Annotated in this window: 16 protein-coding genes; 1 reads left to right on the forward strand and 15 read right to left on the reverse strand. The window is 52.0% G+C overall.

Annotation, left to right across the window (positions count from 1 at the left end):
* Positions 1-16 precede the first annotated feature (16 nt).
* From FOE74_RS20995 to FOE74_RS21035, 9 genes are all read right to left on the reverse strand, one after another.
* A complete protein-coding gene (locus FOE74_RS20995) occupies positions 17-637 on the reverse strand; it encodes a J domain-containing protein (protein WP_149100608.1) in 621 nt (206 codons plus the stop codon).
* Between the two features lie 48 nt (positions 638-685).
* The gene (locus FOE74_RS21000; protein ID WP_149100609.1) at positions 686-1288 is read right to left on the reverse strand and encodes a HupE/UreJ family protein; all 603 of its coding nucleotides are present in this window, start codon (positions 1286-1288) and stop codon (positions 686-688) included.
* Between the two features lie 566 nt (positions 1289-1854).
* Entirely contained in the window at positions 1855-4473 is a 2619-nt protein-coding gene (gene clpB, locus FOE74_RS21005) for an ATP-dependent chaperone ClpB (RefSeq protein ID WP_149100610.1), read from the reverse strand.
* 210 nt (positions 4474-4683) lie between these two features.
* Positions 4684-5301: a hypothetical protein gene (locus FOE74_RS21010; protein ID WP_188687109.1), complete on the reverse strand. Its 618-nt coding sequence runs from the start codon at positions 5299-5301 to the stop codon at positions 4684-4686.
* Between the two features lie 85 nt (positions 5302-5386).
* Entirely contained in the window at positions 5387-5935 is a 549-nt protein-coding gene (locus FOE74_RS21015; protein ID WP_149100611.1) for a hypothetical protein, read from the reverse strand.
* Between the two features lie 207 nt (positions 5936-6142).
* Positions 6143-6937: a prohibitin family protein gene (locus tag FOE74_RS21020; protein WP_149100612.1), complete on the reverse strand. Its 795-nt coding sequence runs from the start codon at positions 6935-6937 to the stop codon at positions 6143-6145.
* The gene (locus tag FOE74_RS21025) at positions 6934-7125 is read right to left on the reverse strand and encodes a hypothetical protein (RefSeq protein WP_149100613.1); all 192 of its coding nucleotides are present in this window, start codon (positions 7123-7125) and stop codon (positions 6934-6936) included. Before FOE74_RS21025 ends, FOE74_RS21020 begins: the two co-directional genes overlap by 4 nt.
* Positions 7126-7662: 537 nt before the next feature.
* Complete coding sequence (gene nfi, locus FOE74_RS21030; protein WP_149100614.1) at positions 7663-8340, reverse strand: deoxyribonuclease V; 678 nt, start codon at positions 8338-8340, stop codon at positions 7663-7665.
* A 417-nt stretch (positions 8341-8757) separates the two neighbouring features.
* Positions 8758-10506 (reverse strand): T9SS type A sorting domain-containing protein, encoded by a 1749-nt coding sequence (locus FOE74_RS21035; protein WP_188687110.1) that lies wholly within the window; start codon positions 10504-10506, stop codon positions 8758-8760.
* Between the two features lie 753 nt (positions 10507-11259).
* Here FOE74_RS21035 and FOE74_RS21040 point away from each other — a divergent pair.
* Positions 11260-13485: an NADP-dependent isocitrate dehydrogenase gene (locus tag FOE74_RS21040; RefSeq protein WP_149100616.1), complete on the forward strand. Its 2226-nt coding sequence runs from the start codon at positions 11260-11262 to the stop codon at positions 13483-13485.
* 156 nt (positions 13486-13641) lie between these two features.
* On the opposite strand, the gene FOE74_RS21045 is transcribed toward FOE74_RS21040, so the two are convergent.
* The 6 genes from FOE74_RS21045 to FOE74_RS21070 all read right to left on the reverse strand — a co-directional run bounded on the left by FOE74_RS21045 (position 13642) and on the right by FOE74_RS21070 (position 23551).
* Positions 13642-16170, reverse strand: a complete 2529-nt coding sequence (locus FOE74_RS21045; RefSeq protein WP_149100617.1) for a cellulase N-terminal Ig-like domain-containing protein — start codon at positions 16168-16170, stop codon at positions 13642-13644.
* A gap of 54 nt (positions 16171-16224) precedes the next feature.
* Complete coding sequence (locus FOE74_RS21050) at positions 16225-17985, reverse strand: glycoside hydrolase family 43 protein (RefSeq protein ID WP_149100618.1); 1761 nt, start codon at positions 17983-17985, stop codon at positions 16225-16227.
* Positions 17986-18230: 245 nt separating this feature from the next.
* Positions 18231-19181 carry an alpha/beta hydrolase gene (locus FOE74_RS21055; protein ID WP_149100619.1) on the reverse strand — a complete coding sequence of 317 codons (951 nt, stop codon included), beginning with the start codon at positions 19179-19181 and terminating at the stop codon, positions 18231-18233.
* Between the two features lie 354 nt (positions 19182-19535).
* Entirely contained in the window at positions 19536-20969 is a 1434-nt protein-coding gene (locus FOE74_RS21060; protein WP_225840922.1) for a glycoside hydrolase family 43 protein, read from the reverse strand.
* Positions 20970-20978: 9 nt separating this feature from the next.
* Complete coding sequence (locus FOE74_RS21065) at positions 20979-22547, reverse strand: glycoside hydrolase family 43 protein (protein ID WP_149100620.1); 1569 nt, start codon at positions 22545-22547, stop codon at positions 20979-20981.
* A 152-nt stretch (positions 22548-22699) separates the two neighbouring features.
* Positions 22700-23551: a sialate O-acetylesterase gene (locus tag FOE74_RS21070; RefSeq protein WP_149100621.1), complete on the reverse strand. Its 852-nt coding sequence runs from the start codon at positions 23549-23551 to the stop codon at positions 22700-22702.
* Between the last annotated feature and the right edge of the window lie 22 nt (positions 23552-23573).

Raw genomic sequence — 23573 nt, forward strand, 5'->3', positions numbered from 1 at the left:
AGAAAAAAGCGCCTTCTCAGGGAAATGGCTCAGGCAGGTCTTCGCCGAAATGTTTTCTGATGTCTTGCCTGAAATCACGCATGACCAGCATGATCTTGAGGCCCATAGGGACTAGGATGATCCCCAGGGTCAGAAGCTTGATTTGGCCCTGAAACAGGAAATAGCCCGGAATAAGGAGGAAGGTCAGCCCCGCCAGAAAACCCAGTACCAGCACCGTGTAGCTGCTGTAGCGGGCCAGGGAGTACCACCATTTCTTCTTCATGGCCAGGGTGCGCTCCACATAGGCCGCGTGGTCTTGTTCTTTCTGCAGCCGGGCCCGTTCCCGCGCCACCGCGGCCCAGGCTACGTATTCTTTGGGGTCAGTGGGCGGCTCATACACGTACTGGTACTTTTCCCAATCAGACTGCGGTTGGGGAGGAGGAGGAGTGTTTTGAAAGGCCGCCGGATTAGAGGCCAGTTCCTGAAACCGCTGCAAATACTCATACGCCGACTGGATGCGGAGGAACATGGCCGGGGCGTCTGGGCTTTGGTTACGGTCTGGGTGGTACTGCAAGACCAACCGGCGGTAGGCGTGCCTGATCTGGGGCATGTCTGCCCCAAACGGAACCCCTAACACACGATACGACTCAGCCAGCATGGGTACCAGAACGTAAAAGGCGGGGCCACTGCCCTTTTTGCCTTGTTTTTAGAAAATCGCCGAAAAATCCTGGTCTAGGATCAGCATGAGCGCGATGGCGCCGGCGGCGCTGCTGATCCCTAACACCCAATCTCTCTTCTTCACAGAGAACCCCCGCACCAGCAGGAAATGGAGCACCAGCACCAGCAAGACAATCAGCAACTGGCCCAGCTCAATGCCTACGTTGAACGCGAACAGTTCCAAAACGATGTTCTGGCCGTTGCCCAACAGGGATTTCAGGTAATTAGAGAACCCCATGCCGTGGATAAGCCCAAACGTGACGGCCAACACGTTGTTCCAGCACCAGACCGCACTGCCTTTCCGTTTTATAATGTTCAACTGCGTGAAATTATACAGGCAGGTGGCTAAAATGGTAACCGGAATGAGAAACTCAATGAGGCTGGTGTTGAACGTGATCAGCTCCAGGGTGGAAAGCGCCAAGGTAACGGAGTGCCCCAAGGTAAAGCTGGTCACCAAGGCCAGGATGCGGCGCCACTCACTGCCGGAGTACACCGCGCACATGGCCAGCACAAACACCATGTGATCATACGCCTGCAGATTGAAGATATGATGGAAGCCTACTTGAAGATACGTAAAAAAGGTTGAAGCCACAGAAACGGATATAGCTGAGAATGAAATAGCTGACAAGATTATAAAATGCTCTCACATTCACAAGCCATGGTGCGAGTGGTGAATGCGGTTTCAGTTTCCGGCCGGTTATTGGAAAAGGAAGCCAAAACCGTAGCGGCGTTACACTGTAACGCCGTGTCTCCACGCAGCAGAAGCGGCTCAAGTCATCTGACCCGGATTTTGCCGTTATTTTTTCTGCTAGGTAGGGAGACCCTGTTGGTAGGGAAGGGTTCTGGTTTCATAAAACCTCGGCGTTACAGTGTAACGCCGCTATGTTTTGGGTCTGGTTTCTGAAAATGAATACAAAAACGGGAAATCGGAACTCGCCGGGGTAGATATAGAACCTCTTTAGTAAAGCACAGAGGAGACAACCCAGCCGCCATTGTTGGTGTTTCCAGGGGCCAACAAATACAGACGCATACGCCTTCCCGCTTGCTGGTGAAAACACGCAGCAAGGGCGCGGGTACTTTCCTTTGGCTTTACTAAACAGGTACAAAAAAAAGGCGCCGGAGAAACTCTCCGGCGCCCTCTATCAATTAAAACAACTTTTATCTGTCTATGGGCAAATCAATGTCCACGTTCACAAACCGGATGTGGTCACCGTCCAGCTCGGCTTCCACCACCGCGTCTTTCCTGATCTCACCACTCAAGATGGACTTGGACAGCTCGTTCAGGATGCGGCGTTGCAGCACCCGTTTCAACGGACGGGCCCCGAACTGCGGATCGTAGCCCTCGCGGCCCAGGAAGTCCAGCACTTCGTCGGTGGCTTCCAGGCGGATGCCGCTGTCTTCCAGGCGCTCCTGGATGTGACGGAACTGGATGTCCACGATCTTCCGGATCTCTCTGGAGCTTAACGGACGGAACATGATCAGCTCGTCAATCCTATTCAGGAACTCAGGCCGAAGCGTTTTCTTCAACACCTCAAACACCTCATCCTTGGTGCGCTCAATGGTAGGCTCTGGGTTCAGTTCGTCCAGATCCTGGAAGTTTTCCTGGATGATGTGCGCCCCAATGTTAGATGTCATGATGATGATGGTGTTCTTGAAGTTGGCTACCCGGCCCTTGTTATCTGTCAAACGGCCATCATCCAGCACCTGCAACAGGATGTTGAACACATCTGGGTGCGCTTTCTCAATCTCATCCAGCAAGATCACCGAGTACGGCTTCCGGCGCACGGCTTCGGTCAACTGACCACCTTCATCGTAGCCCACGTATCCCGGAGGCGCTCCCACCAAACGGCTCACTGCGTGGCGTTCCTGGTACTCGCTCATGTCAATGCGCACCATGGCGTTCTCGTCGTTGAACAGGAAGTCAGCTAAGGCTTTGGCGAGCTCGGTTTTACCCACCCCGGTAGTACCCAGGAAGATAAACGAACCGATGGGACGTTTGGGGTCTTGCAACCCGGCCCGGCTCCGGCGCACGGCATCAGAGATAGCGGCAATGGCTTCTTCCTGACCAGCTACGCGGCGGCCCAGTTCTTCTTCCAGGTGCAGCAGTTTCTCGCGGTCGCTTTGCAGCATCTTGTTCACCGGCACGCCCGTCCACTTGGCTACCACTTCGGCAATGTCTTCAGAAGTAACTTCCTCCTGCAGCATGTGGTCGCCGTCTTGCTGTTCCTGCACCTGTTGCTGCAGTTTTTTCAGCTTAGCTTCGGCTTCCTGGATTTTACCGTAGCGCAGCTCTGCCACTCTACCGTAATCACCAGCCCGCTCGGCATGCTCGGCTTCCAGCCGATATTGCTCAATGGCTTCTTTCTGCTTCTGGATGCCTTCAATCACCTGTTTCTCGCTCTGCCACTTGGCGCGCAAGGTGTCCCGGATTTCGCTCAGGTCCGCGATCTCTTTGGAAAGCAGGTTCTCTTTCTCTTTGTCGTTCTCGCGGCGGATGGCCTCGCGCTCAATCTCCAGTTGCATGATCTTGCGCTGCACCTCGTCCAGCTCCACCGGCAAAGAGTCCATCTCAATGCGCAGTTTAGAAGCCGCCTCGTCAATCAAGTCAATGGCTTTGTCTGGCAGGAAACGGTCTGAGATGTAGCGGCTAGACAGCTCCACGGCAGAAATGATGGCGTCATCCTTAATGCGTACGCCGTGGTGCAGCTCGTATTTGTCCTTGATACCCCGCAAGATGGAAATGGCATCTGGAATGCTGGGTTCATCTACCGTCACCGACTGGAAGCGGCGCTCCATGGCTTTGTCCTTCTCAAAATACTTCTGGTATTCTTTGAGCGTGGTGGCCCCAATGGCATGTAACTCACCCCGGGCCAAGGCGGGTTTCAAGAGGTTAGCCGCATCCATGGCACTGTCTCCGCCGGCGCCGGCGCCAATCAGGGTGTGGATCTCGTCAATGAAGAGCACGATCTCGCCTTCAGAGTCCACTACTTCCTTGATCACGGCTTTCAGGCGCTCCTCAAACTCACCTTTGTATTTGGCGCCCGCTACCAGCAGACCCATGTCCAGGCTCATGATGGTTTTGGATTTCAGGTTCTCGGGCACGTCACCGGATACAATGCGCTGAGCCAAACCTTCCACAATGGCGGTTTTACCCACGCCTGGCTCACCTAATAGAATCGGGTTGTTTTTGGTACGACGGCTCAGAATCTGCAGCACCCGGCGTATCTCTTCGTCCCTACCGATCACCGGGTCAATCTTGCCCAGGCGGGCCTGCTCGTTCAGGTCAATGGCATAGCGCTTGAGGGAATTGTATTTCGCCTCGGCGTTCTGGTCGGTTACTTTGGAGTCGCCGCGCAGTTCTTTGATGGCGGCTTTCAGGCCTTTCTCAGTGATGCCGGAATCCTTCATGAGGGTGGCCACTTTCTCACGGCCGGCCAGCAAGCCCAGCAGCAGGTGTTCAATGGCTACGTATTCATCGCCGAACTCCTTCAGGTAAGAATTGGCTTTCTGCAATGCCGCCGCCGCATCATTGCCCAGGTACGGGCTTCCGCCCGTTACCACGGGGTAGGCTTTCACGATCTCGTCCAGACGTGTGTTGAATTGGTTCACGTTCACGCCCAGTTTCTTAAGGTAGAAACCGGTCACGTTCTCGTCGGTCTGCAGGATACCCTTCAGCAAGTGCCCCGTCTCAATGGCCTGCTGCTGGTTGCCGCCGGCAATCTCGGTTGCCTTCTGCACGGCCTCCTGCGATTTAATGGTATAATTGTTAAAGTTCATGGCTCTATCTTGTAGTTGCGTAGTTTCTAAGTTTTTCTACGACGATAGTAGCAAAGCAGGTGCCGAGGCGTTTTTAGGACGTTTTTCGGAAATAATGGCAGAAATAGCTGCTGCCTTGGTTAACATAATACGACAGAATGGCTGTTGGTGAGGTGGTTGGCGGAAGACACTCGTAGGAGCTGCGCACACTACGAGGTCTTTTGAGGAACGCTATAGGTCATCTTCTTCTATGAGTGAAGAAATGGGACTGAAGTCTGCTGCATTTTCTGTGTGGAAGTTTTCAAACCAGTTTCTGCCGCCAAACCATTGGAGGACTTCCTCTCGCTGAAGGTTAGTCTGTTTCTTAGATAGTATGCTGTGATAAGAGGAGTGGGGCCAGTCTGAAAAATCATCAAGGAGTCCATGATGCTGCGGATTGAAGTGGATGTAGTACACCAATCTGGTGAAATAAGCTTCAGAGGTTACCTCTTTCCTGCCGAACCTGTTCTGAAACAGACTGCCAGTTCTATCATTGACAGTATTGAAGGCTTTGGTATAGGCGTTGAGCAAATGGGAAAGCTGATGAGAGACACTCACCAGCTTTCCCATCGTCGGCACTGCTGCACCTTTCCACAACAATGCTTCCTCCTCTTTTACTTGTATCAAAAAATGTACATGGTTTGGCAGCAGGCAATACGCGTAAGTATTTACATAAGGAGCCATGTACTTGCGGTACAACTGCAAAAAGTGATGGTAGTTCTCCCTGATTCTGAAAACAGTCTCCTTGTTATTCCCCCGCGTGTACACGTGGTAGAACTTTCCAGCTTCTAAAGGAACCGTTTTCTGCATACCTCATTATTATGCTCCTAAACCCAACTGCGCTTGCTTAAAAGACCTCGTAGTGTGCGCAGCTCCTACGAGTGTCTTCCACCCGCTACCGTAACTTCTGCAATATCAGATACAGCATGCTATAAATCTCCCGCAAGTCGGCCAGGTCCAGGATCGCTTCGTCTTTGCTGAAGGTGAGCACGGTTTCAGGGCCGGTTTCGTCTGCATCGTCCTGGAGCCTGAACTCGCAGGATTTGTGCTTGAGCAGCAGTTGATGGAGGACAGGGTCTGCGAGGAGGCGTTTCAGGGTGTCTGGTTCGTTCGTTTTGATGATGAAAGCATCGTCTATGTCCTGGAAGCCCAGTTCTATGTCCTCCATCCCGAAGAATTTGCCTACCTCATCCATGAACCCTTGCTCGTGCAGGGCGAATCTCAGGGAGACCTGGCTGGGTACCGGTGCCATGAAGGTGGTAGAAGAGATGCCTCCTTCAAAGCCGCCGCCCAAGTCAATGTCAATGTCAAAGTAGATGGGTTGCCCGGCCTGGGTTAATTGGGCGGAGTACTGCAACAGCTCTTTTTGGTGGGCCATGTCATAGGCCACCTGTTGCCAGAGTTCTTCTTCGGTGTCGGCGGAAAAGGTCTTGATGGTTTCCATAGTTGCTGGGAAATTGGGTTTGGGCAGGGGCGGTAATGAAAAAGCCCGGCTGCACTCCTTAGACGAGCAGCCGGGCTTTTTGGTTGATGGTAGGCCAAGGGGAAAGCAGAGGCAGGCACCTGTTTTAAGGCCGATTCCTGGAAAAAGCGCCCAAAACCCCCTGCCTCAGGACTCAAGACTTCAGACTCAGGACTGGCGCGCCAGCGCCTATTCCATGTTCTTGAAGAACACCGGCGAATTGCCGTAGAGTGGGGTGGAGCCGTTCCATTTCTCAATGAACTGTTGCTGGATCAGGAGCGGGGTCAAGGTTTGCTGGCGCAGTTTGTTCGCCTCGGCCTCTGCCTGGGCTTCTACAATCTTCTTGCGGGCCTGGGCTTCGGCTACCTTCAGTTCATTCTCTACCTGCATGGCTTGCTGTACCGCGCGGTTCTTCAGGTTCACGGCCCGCACAATCTCCTCGGGGTAAGACAGGCCGCTGGTCATCTGCTCCAGCTTGAACCCGTCTTTCTGCAAGGCGGCATCTAAGGTGTTCTGCACCTCGGTCTCAAACTGCTGGCGCTTGGAGATGATCTCCTCAGTGCTGTACTGGTTCAGCTGAATCCGGAAGGCGTCTTTTACATAGTTAAGCAGCGTGGTCTGGGTGATTTCCTTGATGGTTTTGCGGTACTTTTTGAAAATCATGGGAGAAGCGCCCGCCTTCACGTAGAACGAGATGGTAGGGTCTACCGTGAACACTGAGCCGTCTTTGGCATTCACTGTGAAGGGGTCATAGTCATAGGTCTGGATGAAGGTGGGGAACTCGTAGACCTCCTCGGTGAAAGGGTTGAACCAGACGCGGCCGGTGACCAGAGAGACATCCTGCACACCTTTGCCCGTGCCGTACAGTTTCACCAGCACGCCTTCGTGGCCGGCGTCAACGCGGGTGCAAGACTGGGTGAGCGTTATCCCAAACACGATGATCAATAGGACACTCACAATACCCGTAGTTACTTGGCGATTCATTGGTTTTTGATTTTAGATAAAAGGAAACGGATGAGGAAATAATTGACGGCGGCTAATAGCAGGAAGGCGCCTGCCCCTTGCGCCACAGACGTATCTGAGGGAGCCCTCAGCAACCCCGCGATCTGGGTGAAGAGCAGGATGTCTATGATCACTACTCCCAGCAGTAAAAGCAAATACAGTATATTCATGGGTGCCTCGTTCTCCGGTTTACGCCTCTTGGTCAGGAAAATGGATTACTGGTAGAGTAGTATATGCAATATCTGCAATATTAACAAGTTTCAAAGCTGCCAGCCGTAAAAAGCTCCTCTCAGACGGGTTGCCTGCGCCTTTCTGATGAGGTATTCCATCTGGGGCTTGGTTACCTCTTTTTATCCTGGTTTTTAGAAAACGGGTTTGAAATAGAGGTAGGGAAAGGAGCGAGGCAGGAAAGATTGGGGTAGGGGGTAAGCAAAAAAAGAAAGAGCCTTCCCACACCAAGGAAAGGCTCTTTGGGTCTCCAGAAAATAACCGCCACCTTTTTGGAGATTTGGCGCTGGGGAACAGAATTTTGTTCCAAATTCAGTTAAGGCGTGGAAAGGTTTTCTCAACGCGCTGCCCTCCAAAAGAGGGCTCCTTCAGTGTCGGGCAGGCTCTTTTTTTCTCTTCCCTTTCCTACCAAATTCAAAGCACCCAGGTCACCTATTGGCTAGCGCGAGGGATTGACCCGCTGCGCGAAAGGGCCTGAGTTACCTTACTTCTTTCTTGAATACCTCGGCGTAATGGTCTGCTAACCGGGTGGGTTCAGGGAGCTTGTGTTTCAGGGCCGTTTGCAGAGCGATGGCGGTGGCGGTTTCCATGTCCATCAGGTGGCCGGGAGACACAAATACCGGTTTTACCTTGTCTTTGGTTCTGATCACGTTGCCAATGTGCTCACCCCGGTGGGTGAGGGGCGTGATGCTGCCTTTCTCCATGGCTGGTTCCTCATGCCTGCCGGCGAGCACTTTTTTGGCCACGCCCATGGTAGATTTGTTCAGGAGCACACCCAGTTGGCTGGCAATGCCCAGGCGGCGGGGGTGCGCGATGCCGTGTCCGTCTACCATGATCAGGTCGGGCTCGTGTTCCAGTTTGGCGTAGGCTTTCACCAGGTTGGGAGCCTCCCTAAAGGCCAGAAAGCCCGGTATGTAGGGCAGTTCTACCTGGTCATAGTGCCACACGCTTTCCACCAGTTCCAGGGCCGGATAGGTGAGCACCACAAACACCGATAGGATATTTTCCCCGATAAAAGAGGAGTCACAACCCGCCAGTAGCTTCAGGTGGAAGTCTGGCTTCTGCAGCCGAACCTGTTGCCGCAACACCTCCTGCTGCTCAGTTAAGGATTTGACAAGGACCGGATCTGGGGGCGGGAGTTGGGAAGGCCAAGCCATAGCTGTAGGTTCTGCGTTTTAATGTCTTGCGTGGAAGGTGTATTAGGCCTGTTTTCTGAAAAACGGGCCTAATACGTAAACTTCCCATTGCTGTACGGCCATTCAGGGGAACAGGATTTCTTTCCGCAGTTTCCTTGGCCTGCCAGGGAGGACCAAGCCCTAGCAATTTCCTTCCTGGTGCCTATGGCAAATCCACTGTGCGTCTTGGCTGGAGCATCATAACGCGGCTCTTTGGTCCTGTAAGGTATATGGAAGATTTCAGGCCGGAAACGTGGGGGCGCTTCTCAGGAGAAGAAGAACTACCCTAGTCAAATCGACTTTAAAACGCAAAGAACGCCAATCCCTTAGGGCAGACGTTCTTCGCGTTTTAAAGGCGATTTGCTGAAATGGCGCCCAAAAGGCCACCTGCTTCTCTGGTTACTGCTTCAGGAATCTGGCAACTGAGGTGCCTGATTTTACCAGGTACAGTCCAGTGGCGAATTCCCCTAAAGGAAGCACCACGGAAGCCTCGTTTTTAGGAAGGACCACCGTTTTTACTATTCCGCCCGCGGCATTCAGGATATGGAACGTTTGGTCTTCTTTGGAGATGGTGCCTGCCTTGATGGTCACCTCATGGGTAGCGGGGTTGGGATAGGTGGTCATAGCCACTGACGCCACCGCTGATTTGACTGACAGGTAGATGATTTTAGAAGACTCAGACGTGCCGTCATAATCATGTTGGGTTAAGCGGTAATAGTTGTGGCCTTTGTGGGGCGCCCGGTCCAGGAAGGAATAGTTGACCAGGGCAGAACTGTTGCCGGATCCTCGTACCTCGCCAATGGCTTCAAAGGTTTTTCCGTCTACGCTGCGTTCTACTACAAACCGGTCATTGTTTATCTCAGAGGCGGTGGCCCATTCCAGTTGAGCACCCTCGGCCATTTTTCTGACCGTGAATGCAGTCAAGGTGACGGGCAGGGGATTAGGGTCAAGGCCACTTTGCGTGGTGAAGTCTGCTTTAGGGGCCGGGTGGCTAATGTTTCTCCAGGAAATATCAGCAATGGCCAAGCCTTGCTGGCCCTTGTATATGCCATTAGGAACACCATTGTAGATGAAGATATCTACCCGGTCTACGGCCTCCAGAAAGGTAACGGAGATGTCGCCCTCCTGTGAGGTATTAGGGACCTCGTATTCATTGTAATCCAGCGGGTCCGTATCCGTTACATCGGTTTTGCTCCTGAAAACATACTCTTCTCCCACAGAGGCATACTCATTAAAAGAGGTAGTCTGGGCAAGGTGCTTTTGGGGGAAGAGGCGAGTGCCGTCTGCTTTATAGGCCACAATCTTCACAATATCACGGCTGTTGCCCGGGGTTTCGTCAATATCATTTACTAGAAAGGAGAGGCCTTCTACCGGCACAGAAAGGTAAAGCGTGCTTTTAGTGTAGTTCTCGGCACCTGGGGTGCCCCAGTATTGCTGCCCAATGGTAAAGGCATCTTTGTATTGGTAATCTGGGGTTACCTGCTCTACGTACATGCCCGCATTTCCAATGTCTTCTTTGCCCCACAGCATTTTCACGCCATCGGTTTCATAGAAGGTGTTATTCTTATTGCGGTTGGGGTCTTTGCCAGCGTAGTTGTAAGGGCTTTCACCACCGGTTCTGGAAGACCACTTAAAGGTAGAAGTGGGGTTGATGGGGTTCCCCTGGTAGGGAACGCCGGTGACGGTAATGTCATCTAGGGCGTAGGTGGTAGAGGCACTGGTGGCGGTGTAGGTCCAGCGTAAGGAGACCTTGCCTTTGTTAAAGCTGGTGAACAGATCCGCAGTCGTTTTTGACCACCAGGGGGAACTTACCTCTTTCCAGCCTTCCATTGGCATGAAGGCGCCGCCGTTGTAACTGTATTCCAGTTTTACCGAAGGGTCTCCAACTCTCAGGCCTCCCCAGCTTACTTGGATTTCCTCATAACCACCAGTGGAGAAGTCTTCCAGGGTTAAGGTGTAGGTTCCAGGGGCAGCTGCCGTGTGTACATGTTCGGCCCGTGAGGCCTTGGCATATGACCGGGTGGCAAGGGGCGTGTTACCCACTTGCCAGTTATGGGTGATGTTGGAAGCCGAACCTGAGAAATTCTCATGGTAAAGGATGGTTCTTTGTCCGTTCGCTTCTACTTGTAGTAAACTTACTACACACATAAGGAGCATTGGTAATGATAATCGCATAAGGTAAGCCGTTAGGGTGGATTGAAGGATGTGTGGGATATCGTCTAGATTTAATAGGAAGGTATAGGGGTTAAAAGCAATGATGAATTGAATGATATAGTATTTGGTTTGTTTATACTTGTTTCAAAATTATATTTAATATAATTCAAATGCAATAATCTAGTATCTTAGGTTTACATTTTGGATTGTTTTATTCATAAATATGATTAAAATAGTTATGTATGTAAATGTTTGAAGAGGTGGCGTAGTGAGTTTTAGAATAGATTATTTATATAAAATATTTATATAATAAAATTTTATACGCTTAGTATGGATAAAGTATAAGGGTGGTTTAAAGACTAAAGCAAGACTGGCCTCGCGAATGCGTACTCCTCCTTAAGAGGAGGCAAGAGGGAGAGTCCCAAGAAATTGTAAAAGTGTCAGCTTGACCTATAACTTAAATGAGCAGTTTCCGTTGCCTCTTTTGAGACAAGAGACGGGAACGGATATCTTCTTGTGGGCAGGTGTTAGATGGGAAGGTCGTTCTTCGCCTTTGGACAGGCAGCAGGTGCAACCGGCGGAAGAGGCTGACCCTTTATAGGTTGGCACGTATGTCTTGCTGTCTAGTAGACTATATGTTAAAAAGAGGCTTATATTTGCTTATAGAACCCATGGCAACAGGGGGCAGAACCCACAAGAGCTGTTGATAAAAAAGCTCTTTGCATGACAACTTAAACCAAGAACGAAATGACCAAAACCTCCAAGATCATCTATACCATTACAGATGAGGCGCCGGCCCTGGCTACGCACTCTTTCTTACCTATTGTAAAGGCGTTCACGAAAGCAGCGGGCATTGAGGTAGAAACCAGAGACATTTCCCTGGCCGGCCGTATTCTGGCTACTTTCCCGGAAAACCTTTCAGAAGACCAAAAGCAGAGCGATGACCTGGCCGAGCTAGGCGAATTAGCCAAAACCCCAGAAGCCAACATCATCAAGTTGCCTAACATCTCTGCCTCTGTACCGCAGTTGACCGCGGCTATCAAAGAGTTGCAGAGCCAGGGCTATAACATCCCAGACTATCCGGCAGACCCGAAGACCGACGCCGAGAAGGAGATCAAAACTCGCTACGGTAAAGTATTGGGCAGTGCCGTGAATCCGGTGCTGCGCGAAGGCAACTCGGATCGCCGCGTAGCCGATGCCGTGAAGCAGTATGCCCGCAAAAACCCGCACTCCATGGGTGCCTGGTCAGCAGATTCCAAGTCTCACGTGGCCCACATGGACGACGGCGATTTCTATGGCACCGAGCAGTCGGTGACCATTGATCAAGCCACCGACGTGAAGATTGAGTTTGTAGCCGCTGACGGAACCACTACTACCCTAAAAGACAAACTGGCCCTGAAAGCCGGCGAGGTGATTGACTCCTCGGTGATGAGCAAGAAAGCGCTTCGGGCGTTTTATGAGAAAGAGATTGCCGATGCCAAAGCCTCGGGCATTCTGCTGTCTCTGCACTTGAAAGCCACCATGATGAAGGTCTCTGACCCTATTATGTTCGGCCATGCCGTGACCGTGTTCTTCTCAGACGTATTTGCCAAGCACGCCGAGGCCTTCAAAGCCGCCGGAGTTGACCCGAACAACGGCTTAGGCGATGTATACAACAAAATCCAGAGCCTGCCCGCAGACCAGAGAGCCGCCATTGAAGCTGACTTGAAAGCCGCCATAGAGAACGGCCCGGCCCTGGCCATGGTAGACTCAGACAAAGGCATCACCAACCTGCACTTCCCCAATGATGTGATCATTGACGCCTCTATGCCGGCGGCCATTAGAACGTCTGGCAAAATGTGGGGTGCCGATGGCAAAGCCCATGACGCCAAGTTCATGATCCCAGACCGCAACTACGCGGGCATCTACCAGGAAGTGATTGACTTCTGCAAAGAGAACGGCGCCTTTGACCCGAAGACCATGGGCACTGTGCCTAACATTGGCTTGATGGCTCAGAAAGCCGAAGAGTACGGCTCGCATGACAAGACCTTCCAGATGACGGACAGCGGTACTGTACGCGTGGTAGATGCTTCGGGCAATGCGGTAATGGAACACACTGTAGAGGAAGGCGATATTTTTAGAATGTGCCAGACCAAAGACCTGCCTATCCAGGATTGGGTGAAACTAGCCGTAACAAGAGCCCGCATCACCGGCGCTCCTGCCATCTTCTGGCTGGACCCACAGCGCGCGCATGATGCCAACCTGATCAAGAAGGTGAACCAGTACCTGCAAGACCATGACACCAACGGCCTGGAAATTAAAATCATGTCGCCGGTAGAGGCCATGCGCTACTCCTGTGAGCGTGCGGTTGCCGGTAAAGACACTATCTCTGTAACCGGTAACGTATTGCGTGACTACCTCACCGACTTGTTCCCGATTATTGAATTAGGCACCAGCGCCAAAATGCTTTCTATTGTGCCTTTGCTGGACGGTGGCGGACTGTTTGAAACGGGTGCCGGCGGGTCTGCGCCTAAGCACGTACAGCAGTTTGCCGAAGAGAACTACCTGCGTTGGGATTCCCTGGGTGAGTTCCTGGCCCTGGCCGTTTCTTTGGAAGACCTGGCCTACAAAACCAAGAACGACAAAGCCGCCGTACTAGCCGAAGCCCTGAACCAAGCCAACGCCGAGTTCCTGGAGAAAGACAAGTCACCGTCTAGAAAAGTAGGGGGCATTGACAACCGCGGAAGCCACTTCTACCTGGCGCTTTACTGGGCTCAGGCCCTGGCTGAGCAGACCAAGAACGAGGAACTGAAAACCCGCTTCACGGACCTGGCCAAAGCCTTGACGGAGAACGAAGAGAAGATTGTACAGGAGCAGATTGCGGCCCAAGGCAAACCCGTAGACATGGGCGGTTACTTCCACCCAGACACGGCCAAGGTAGCCGAAGCCATGCGCCCAAGCGCCACGTTGAATACTTTCCTGGACCAGTTCTAGGAGGAAGATAAGTTTAGAAAAGGAAAGGCCGCTTGGGAGAAATCTCAAGCGGCCTTTTTGTTGTGCTCTAACTTAGTTTTTGCGGTATCAAAGGAAATATCCTGTCAAGTTACAAGTTCAATTAGTAGCTGATTCAAGCTGTTCAAGACCGTCTGTCTACCTTATCAGATTCTTAAAAGCTGATCCAAAAATCAAATAAGCAGTATTGCCCCCAATGGTGCCCTCGTTTTGTCCCCACAGAAAAGGCCAGTCGTCGTAGTTCTCAAAGTGGTCGGGTTTTCTGAACAAGATACCGGGAGCCACGTTGCCCGGGATAAAGGAGAAATCAGCCCGGTTGTTGCCGTAGAAGACCGCTTTGGGGCGGGTAGCCCCCACGGTGGCTACTAAGGAATAATTGTGGTACGGATGGGCGCCAAACAGGTAGTTGGTGGCTTTGAAAGCATGCTGACCCTCAATGATTTCCGGGAAAAACTTGGTAGCAAAGCAAATGGTGGTACCAAAGTTCATCACGTCTCCGCTGCCAGCCCAGTTGGTAAGGCCAATAGGCACTCCGTAAGGATTATCCTTTTCAAGGCCGGCAATGTAGTCTTTGTACTTCACCACATAGGGGCGGAGCTTTTCTTTGTAGGAGGCATCCAGGTGCGGGATAGCATCCAGGGCGGTCAACAGGTTACCGCTCACGTTACGCTCCAGGGCAGGCCATAATAATTCCTGAAATCTGGTAAGATACTGCTTCTCGCTGGTGGCAATGTACAGCTGCAGGTTGGTGGCCATGTTGGCGGCATTGCCCCGGCCACTGGTATCCTGCTTCTGGTTGGCCAGTAAAGTGGTTGCCTCTTTCAGAAGTCTTTTGGACTGTTGCAACGCTCTGGCTGAAAGATCATCGTTATATCCTTTCAAGGCCCGGCTGGCGGCGGCAAACATGGTGGCGGCCCTGAGATCCAGTTCAGGATCGCGGCTTGTAAAGGCCCACAAATCATCTTTCACGCCGCTGGACCGGCCATCCTTGGCTACTTCATAAGGGCCCAGCTTGGGGTTATAAGGAAGATTGTCTGTCAAGGAGGCGGCGTCACCCAGGTGGTGGTAATTATCCAGCACAGCGTTAGAGAGGGTTTGGGCCATGTGCCCCAGAATCTCTGCCTGGGCTACCAGGTTCAGGGTGCCATGCTCAATGAACTGCAGCACGTCCGGCGTACCATCTGGGCGGTGAAGATCTACGTACCGCTGCTTCTGGTCAATAAATGTCTGATCGCGCAAGGGCTTGAAGCTTTCCCAGGTTTTAACGAAGTTCTGCACCACGCTGATGTTCGATCCTGTCTCAATGTCAAAATCTCCGGCATCAAAAAAGCCACCTACGTTCAAGCCAGGAATCAATTCCAGGGGTTTATACTTGGTATCAGTGGTGGGGCCCTGGGCGTGAAGGTCGAAGTGATCTGTGTTGGGCGGGGCCTGGCGGTAACCCTCCTTGAACGGTTCTCCGTGCCACACCCGGTAGGCTTCGTTCACGAACATGTGGTTCATGTGGATGGGGATCCAGATGTCGCTGGTAGCGTCGGTGATCTTGCTGTACACCTGATCGCCAATCAGGAAATTATTGGTTTTAATATTTCCGTACTGGATGTAGTAGATACCAGGAGTCTTCACCGAAGAGAAATCAAATTTCACATAGTGGTACTTGAAGTAGTCGCCCCAGGGGGCAATCTTGCCGGTGAACACTTTGGTGGGGTTGCCGTCATCGCCTACTCTGAAGATGGAGGCGCTTTTAGCGGGTTTGTCTTTCTTGTCTAGTTCAATGACCGCCACTTTTGGTTGCGCTGGCAGGTAGCCCACCTGGGAGAAGCCGATGTTAGGCTCTCGTATCCAGCCTTTGATCGCATTCGGCTCTACAGTCCAGGTCAGCACCTTGCCTGTTTTCCCCGCAGGGAGCAGACTGCGCACCACAAACCAGCCGTTTTGGGCCAGCATACGACCGTCATACAGCATCAGGTCGGCATCAGAGGAGGTGATCTTTACCATCCGTTCCTGGGCATCGGGGGCAAACAGAAAGGTACGGCCAGTTTCCAGGGGAAGGGGATCAATGAATTTGCCAGTCCCCCGGTCATCTGAAGTGACATATCCTTTATATTGCTTCGGTTTTAGGCTGTTAGGTTTGGTGACGGTGTTACCCACCACATAGCGGGGGAAGAGGTTGGGGCGCCCATCCACTAGATAGTTCTTGGCCCAATATTGAGAGGGTAGAAACTCCAGATTAAATCCGGCACTTCCTTCCAAGGCCTTAGGAACGGGTTGATCCAGGTAAACGGCTATCTCCACTCCTTTGCCCTTGGCCGTCACCACAACCCGTGAATCAAAGTTGTACTCTTTGTACCGTAAGGTAGCTTCTATGGTTTTTGCGGCCCGGTCTACCTTGCGGTTGAGTATGTCAGGAACAAGGTCCCACTGCTCCGGTGTGTTGGAGAGCCGCACCGCACCGCCTTGCGCTGTTCTCACGCCATGGTGAATCAGTTCTATCCCGGCGTTCTTCTCATCATTGAAGCCTCCGGTAAAAAGGTTACTGTACACCAAAACATTGACGCCTTGCTGCTCGAAATACTCACGATCATTGAGTTTCAGATCCTGGCCTGAAGCATAGTGAAGCGCCGCCAGCAGGAGCACTGCCACTGATAAAAGTCTTTGTCTTTTCATATTCCTTACATCTGTCTCTTCCTGTTCAAAAAGAATAACTGTACTATGGTGCTCTTACTGAGGCTGTACATCGTTTGCTGAAGTAGCGTACAAGCCTATCAACGTGCCCGTGAAACCTCCCGCCACATTGGTAGAGAGAATATCTCCCGAGACAGGGCCGCCCAAATCCATGAAGTTCTTCCCATTTGTGGAGTAGCTAAATTGATAAGCATCTCCTTCTGCCTTTACCCGAAGTTGTATGGGCTGCCTGACCTCTATTTTTTGGCTGGCTAGGAGGCTGGGGGCTCCTTTTTCTGTTCTCTCCAGCACCAGGTAAACGTCTTTGCCTTTCCTGGTCAGGCCGAACACGTAGTGGAACTTCTCGCTCTGCAGCAAGGTAATCCCCGCCAGTTCCTTTTCTGAGGCCGGGGTATACTCCAGGGTGGTGGTATAAGAGAAACTGTTGTGCTGCTGACGCAGGAAGAGCGTGGAGGTGGGCTTCACTTCCTTGAGGCTTACCGGGAACGGGTTGATCTGCAAACCTTTCCTGGTCTGGGTCATAAATGCCTCGCGGGGGCCTCTTAGACCAACCCACCGGTAATCCAGCTTTTTAGAAATAAAGTTGTCAGTGAAGGTGAAGTTGCCGTTGGGGAAGAAGCCCTCTTTGCCGGTTTTGTTTTCCACGCCGGCAGGCATTTTCAGCTTTGGTTCCATGGGGATGAGACCGTTAACGAAAACCGGGAACTCACCGGACCAATCCACCGGCAGGATAAAGGTTTCGCGCCCAATGTTCACGCGGTTCTTCTCGTTCGGGCGGATGCCCAGAAACACACCGTAGTGCTTGCCATCGGGTCCTTCCACTAAATCAGCATGGCCGGCCCAATCTACTTTGTTGGGTCTGTTTGGGTTCAGATGCCTTTGCGACAGGATGGGATTGTTGGGGGCTGGGGTATAGGGACCTCTGGGGCTGTCGCTCACAAAAACTACCTCACTGTGGTTCCCACCCGTACCGCCTTCGGCGCATATCAGATAGTACCGTCCGTTCTTTTTGAAGATATGCGGGGCCTCAATCCAGATGGGTTTTTTTGAGAGGTCAACGCCGCCGTCTACAATGATCTTGTCGGTACCGGCAATGACCTGGTCTTTTTCCAGATCATAGTCCCACACCTTGATCACCCGGTGCCCTTCATACAGTTCTTTCCCTTTGTCTGGAGCATCATTGTGTACCACATAAGCTTTCCCGTTGTCATCGAAGAAAAGGGAAGGGTCTATTCCCTCGAAATTCAGCTTGAAGGGCTCGCTCCACCCCTTGGCAGGGTCTTTCGACTTCACCACAATGTTCCCGGCCCCTCCGGCAAAGGCCGTGACAATCATGTAAAAGGTATCATTGTTGGGGTTGTACTCTATGTCTGGGGCATAGACGCCCTGGCTGATTCCGGTATCATGCACATCCAGCTGCGAAACCCGGTCCAGCGCATGCCCCATCTGCGTCCAGTTCACCAGATCCTTGGAATGGAAAACGGGCACCCCCGGAAAAATGGCGAAAGAGGAGTGCACCATGTAGTAATCTTTGCCCTTGCGCGTGATGGCTGGGTCAGGGTAAGCCCCCTGCACAATGGGATTGTAAAACTCGCCTGGTTTCAGGGGATTGTCCTGGTAAACTTTATCATTGCCTTCGTAGACGGAGTTGGAAAACACGGGGGCTTTTTTGGCCCCATTTTTCAAATTCTGGCTGTTTCCGGCTAATCCCATCAAAGAAAGCAAGGCCACCAAAACGCAGCGCAGAGTTAGCCGTCTTTTTCTCTGAGGAGCAGATCCAAATGTATTTCTCTTCATGTTAAAATTTTAGCGGTTAAATTTTTAATCTAAACTCCTGACCCTTCTCCTAATTCAGAAGAGCAGGAAACGTGTTTTTGAGCTGTTTTTTGATTTTCAGCCCTGAAACAACCTCTCTTCAGGAAGTCCCAGGTGCCTTTGTTTTAACCCTTGGGCATTTGTCTTTCGGCATTTGCCGGTTAGACGGTAACCACTGATGGCAGACGCCCCATAGTTGACATCACCCTCCTTGGTAGATCGTGTGATTACTTCTTGGGCTGGGGCTTGAGAAACTTATTCACCTCCAGCCAGTGCATAAAGACATCAAACCAGCGGTTACTGGTTCGGTCTGGGTTGCCAAGCCCGAAACCGTGGCCACCGTTCTGGTAAAGGTGAAACTCGACGGGAATGCCCGCTTTGTACCAGGAGTCCACCACCCCGAACTGGCCGCGGAAAAGAAAATCATCGGTGGCGATCACATTGAACATGGGCGGGGCGTTTTTAGGCACCTCCACCGGACCCATACCGCCATAGATAGGACCAATGAAGGCCAGTTTCATGGTCTTGGAGTGGAGGGTGGCGTGCAGGGTGAGGCCGGCACCAGCCGAAAAACCGATCATGCCTATTCTGTCCGGATCCACTCCCCATTCTTTGGCTCGTTTGAGGATGAGAGCGTAGGCAGCCTCGGCGTCTTTAAGCTGGTTAGACAGGTCTAGCTGCGGCATGCGGGGCGGGGTAGCACTTGCCGACGTGTTGGATGACGCGGCTGGAGCCGGGCGGGGCTGGTTCATGGAGGCGGTAAACTCCTCCAGCGATTCCGGGGTAGGGTGGAGGCGGTATTTTAGGACGAAGGCGGCGATTCCTTTATCCGCAAGGGCCTTGGCCACTTCCCAGCCCTCGTTGTCCATGGAAAGCCACCGGAAGCCGCCGCCGGGTGCCACAATCACGGCCGTGCCATTCGCCTTACCCGGGGCAGGCAGGAAGGGGGTGAGGGTGGCAGTGGAGACGTTCCTGGCCATAGGGTCACCCCACTGCCTAAACCAGGTCTCAGGGGCTTTCTGGCCCTCTACCCCACCCGTGCCCAGCGGAATGGCTTTGGGTTCGGCAGGGGCTTTGAGGGGATAGATGGTGCCATCCTGGGCCATGGCGGTGGCAGAGGAGACTACTAAGAGGGCCAGAAAAATCCTTTTTGCCAATATTTTCAGATGATACGTCATAAAGAGATGATTTAAATGATCGTTAAAAGCGTTGGTATGATGACAGAAATGCAAGTTTTCACTTTTCTGCAGGGTGCTGTTTTGCTAGCCAGAGCAAGCGTTTTTGCGTTCTAATTATTTAATTCGTTCTAATTATTTAAACAGAAGAACTAATGTATTAGCCCTTTTTTATGTAGTCCATCTTATTTGTCATCCTGAAAGGATCTCGGTTGCGAACGGCAAAAGCAAATAATACATGTTATTACCGTTCGCAACCGAGATCTTTCCAAGATGACAAAGTGTAGGTTTTGCTCTCCTGTTACTTAGTTCTTACTTCCACTTCTGATTCCTCTTAAACCACTTTCCCTGCCATGTCTATTGGGAGAATTTCCAGTAGTCGAAAAAGAGGATATTGCTCTTTTCTTTTCCTTTGAAGACAAAAAACACATCGTGGACGCCGGGTACTTTTTTAACATCAGTTGATACCAGGGCCCAGCGGTCATTGCCGCCGGTGAGGGGTACTTTCACGGTTCCTAATACTTCTCCTTCTACACTCCCCAACCTAACTTCCAGGGTCACTTCGCTGTTATGCGTGGTGCCAAGCCGGGCCGTAAAGTGGGAGGCTCCTGTTTTCCGAAAATCGACGTCTTTTATTTTGGTGTAGGCGCCGCTCCGCAGGGCCGTCACGAATACGCCCACCTTTTCATTCTGCATGGATTTCATTCCTTCCGACCAGGCGATTGTTTCCGCCTCGTTTTTCACAAATGGATTCAAAAGGGCCAGGCCTTTGGTGATTCCTGTCGTCATTTTCATGGGCTGCAGGGTGCCGTCTTTTTTGAATGCAGCTTCTTCCACGCACACGGAGCGGGTAAAGCCGCTGCCGCCCGGCAAGGCCCCGTTGTGGTAGAAGAAATAGGTCTTCCCTTTGAAGTCTATGATACCCGGATGGTTTGTAAAACTGTTTCCTTCAGTGGGCATTACAATGCCCTGGTATTTCCAGGGGCCGGTAGGGCGGGAGCTGGTGGAATAGCCAATATGCTCTGGAAGGGGGCCAGCGGCAAATAGCAGATAGTACAACCCTTTGCGTTTGTAGAGCCACGGGCCTTCCTCGTAGGTGGTGGGTCTCTCGGGATTGCCCTCACGCTTGCCAAACGATTCTACCGTGTTGGGCACTGACACTACTTCTCCCTGGTAGGAGATCATGTCTTCGTTTAGTTTTACGTAGAAACATTTGGGGTTGCCCCAATAAAGATAAGCCTGGCCATCATCATCTATAAAAACCGAAGGGTCAATGTCACCGCCTCCGCTTTGGATCAAGGGCTTGCCCAGCGGGTCTTTGAACGGTCCGTACGGACTGTTGGCCACCGCTACCCCAATGGCACCTTTGTTATCATGGGTGGTTAGGGGAACATACATGTAAAATTTACCTCCCCGCTCAATGCATTGCGGTGCCCAGGCATTGATTCTGGCCCAGATGAAATCAGAGTAAGACAGGATAGTGCCCTGATCCGTCCAGTTTACCATGTCATCAGTAGTATATAACTTCCAGTCATTCATGGTAAACCAGGTAGAACCGTCTTCATCATGGCTGGTGTACAGGTACAGTTTGTTGTTGTACACCATGGGGGCGGGGTCAGCGGTATAGGCGGTTTGCACGATGGGGTTTTGGGCCTTCCCCAGAAATGACACCAGGTAGAAAGCCAAGAACAGGATAAAGGCTTTGACCGGAAGTATCCTTCTCCTTTCAATACATGTCTTGACCTTTGGCAGGAAAATGGACATCAGGTACTTCTTTATGCTTGTCATCATGTCTAGGAATTATTGCACCTGTGTTTTCTGATCATCTATTCGGAAATAGTCAAAATCCACGTACCCGCCTGGTGTTTTGGTGGCATAGTTGAACAGCCCGAAGCGGTACCCCATGAAATGCGGGAGGGTATAGGCCATCTTCAGCGGTGCCCCAATCCTGGTCCATGCTTTGCCATCCAGGCTATAGAAGAAATACGCCTCGTCTTTGCGGTCCTTGAAGTCACAGGCCGCTTTCAGGTATACCTTGCTTTGCTGGAGAGGAACCCTTTCCTGCTCAACGGGCCTGCCCGACTGGGCATTGACCACTACAAGGTACCTGCTGCCGTTTTCAGATTTAACCCCAACCAAGCCATACCTTTGCTGAAGAAGCGAAAGTCCGGCAAAATCTCCTTCCTTCATGTTGGTCACGTCAAGCAGGGTGGAGCCGGTACTCTCAGGTCCGGTGGTGCGCTGGGTGAGGGTGTTTCTGGCGAGTAGAAAGGAAGTATCTACCCGACCAGTGGTTAACCTAAGGTACCCTTTCCGCTGAGATACGGACCACAGCCGGTTGTCAGGGTTGTGGTTCCACTGCCAAACCAAGGGCAATGCGGGCTCTCCTTTTCTGCGCGTGAACTCATCTGATGCCACAATGCCCCTCAGGCCCTTGCTGGCCGGAAGGTTTAGTTCTTCGGGCACTTTGCCATTGATGCCCAGAACGGGCCAGCCTTCTTCCCATTTTACCGGCACCAGATAGGGGATTCGCCCCACGGCCCCATAGTCCCGGAACAGGTAGGCAAACCATTCGCCGGTTGGCGTATCAATTAATCCGCCTTGGGCTACCCCTTTGTCTTGCAGGGCCAGCTTCCCTTCATAGGGACCCGTGATTTTATCTGCGCGGTGCACTACCACCGTACGCATGCCCTCCTTGGGCCAGGCAATGTTAAAGAGGTAGTACTTCCCGTTCACTTTGAAAAGCTGAGACCCTTCAGAGGGCAGGTTGATGTTGGAACCGGCAGGCGCACTCGCGTTCTGGATCAGGACCCGGTCGGTCCCTTCCTTCGGTCCGGAAAGGTCTTCCTTCAGCTCCACCAGCCTGAGTTTACCGGCGCCATAAACCAGGTAGGTTCGCCCGTCATCATCAAAAAACAGGGAATGGTCATGGTACGATGGTTTGAAGGAGGAGACCTCCCAGGGGCCTTTCTCTATATCCTTGGTGGTGTAGAGATAGGTCTTGCCGGTGGTCTGGGAAAAAGTGGTCACATAGTAGGTGCCCTTATGATACCGCAAGCTGCTGGCCCACGAGCCTCTCCCGTAGGTGCTTTTCCCGTTGGTAAGCGTCAGTTCTTCCACCGTATCTAACACGTCATAGGCATAGCTAACCAGCTTCCAATTCACCAGATCTGTTGATTTCATGATGGGCAGCCCCGGGCTCATGTGCATGGTGGTGCTGCTCATGTAGTACGTGTCTCCTACCCGTATCATGGCAAGGTCTGGCACATCTGCGTGAAGGATGGGGTTCTGGGCCTGGCCGAGGGTGGGCAAAACCAGGCAGAGGTAAACCAGAGTTAGAAGACCTAACGGGATAGAGGTTTTAATCATTGGTATTCCTTTTGTTTTTTAGGAAGATATCGCTGTAAGAAGAAGGCCCGGGGCAGTTGGACTTGTCTGGGCTTTCAATTCTAAAACCGTACTGCCACTCATTCAAGGGTTGGGATAAGCGCTGCTACCTGCCGTGCCTTGCCTCCTGTTTTTTACTCAGACGAGAGGCTTTTATACCCCAGTAAAGCCAGCATTTTGGCGCCGTATCTTCTTCCCAGCTTTCTGTATCCTTCGGCGGTGAAATGCAGGCGGTCATCCAGCGCCGGGCAACCTTCAGAGGAAATGATATGCGCGTTAGGAATCACCTGGGGCAGTTTGGCAATGATGGCATTCATGCTGGCGCAGGCGCCTCCCTGCTCTTTGCTGACCATTTCGCCGGCCAGCAAGGGCACTGCTCTAGGGTTGAGGTTCAAGTCTTTCAGCAGGTTCTCGTAAACGCCTTTCACCTTGGAGGGCCAGGCGGTATCACCGGTATTTGACTCTCCCTGGTGTAACAAGATGCCTTTGATGACCCCATCTTTCTGCGCCAGTTTCGCCATCTCCACCAAGCGGCTGTAGGGGTTTTTATCATAAGGCTCCAGGGCAGCTGTCATCCAGGAGGGGGCGGTGGCCACATAAGACTGGTAACTGCCTTTTTCAAACAGCTCAATTTTGCAGCCTCCCACCGCCACATTGATGACGCCTACAGTGATGCTGTCTGGGAGAGTGGCTACCAGGGTTCGGCCGAAGTAATCAGCGGGGGTAAGGCCCGTGTTGCATCTGGTTAAAGGTGGCGTAGCGGGGTACCACTCGCCTTTCTTCCTTCCCAGGTTAGGGCAATCTACCGCTTCCAAAACTTTGAACCGTTTATTGGCAGTGGTGTCTTGGGGCTCAAATTTGGTGTGGCCCTCCATGTTGGACTGCCCAAAACAAAGGAATATGTAAAAATTAGGGTTTTGGGCGAAGGCTGTTGTGTGCATGGCAAACAGTACCGCCAACAGGGAAAAGCTCATTTTGTATCTCATATCCTCTCACGTTTAATTCCTT

Source organism: Rufibacter glacialis (assembly GCF_008271745.1).
Taxonomy (GTDB): Bacteria; Bacteroidota; Bacteroidia; order Cytophagales; family Hymenobacteraceae; genus Nibribacter; species Nibribacter glacialis.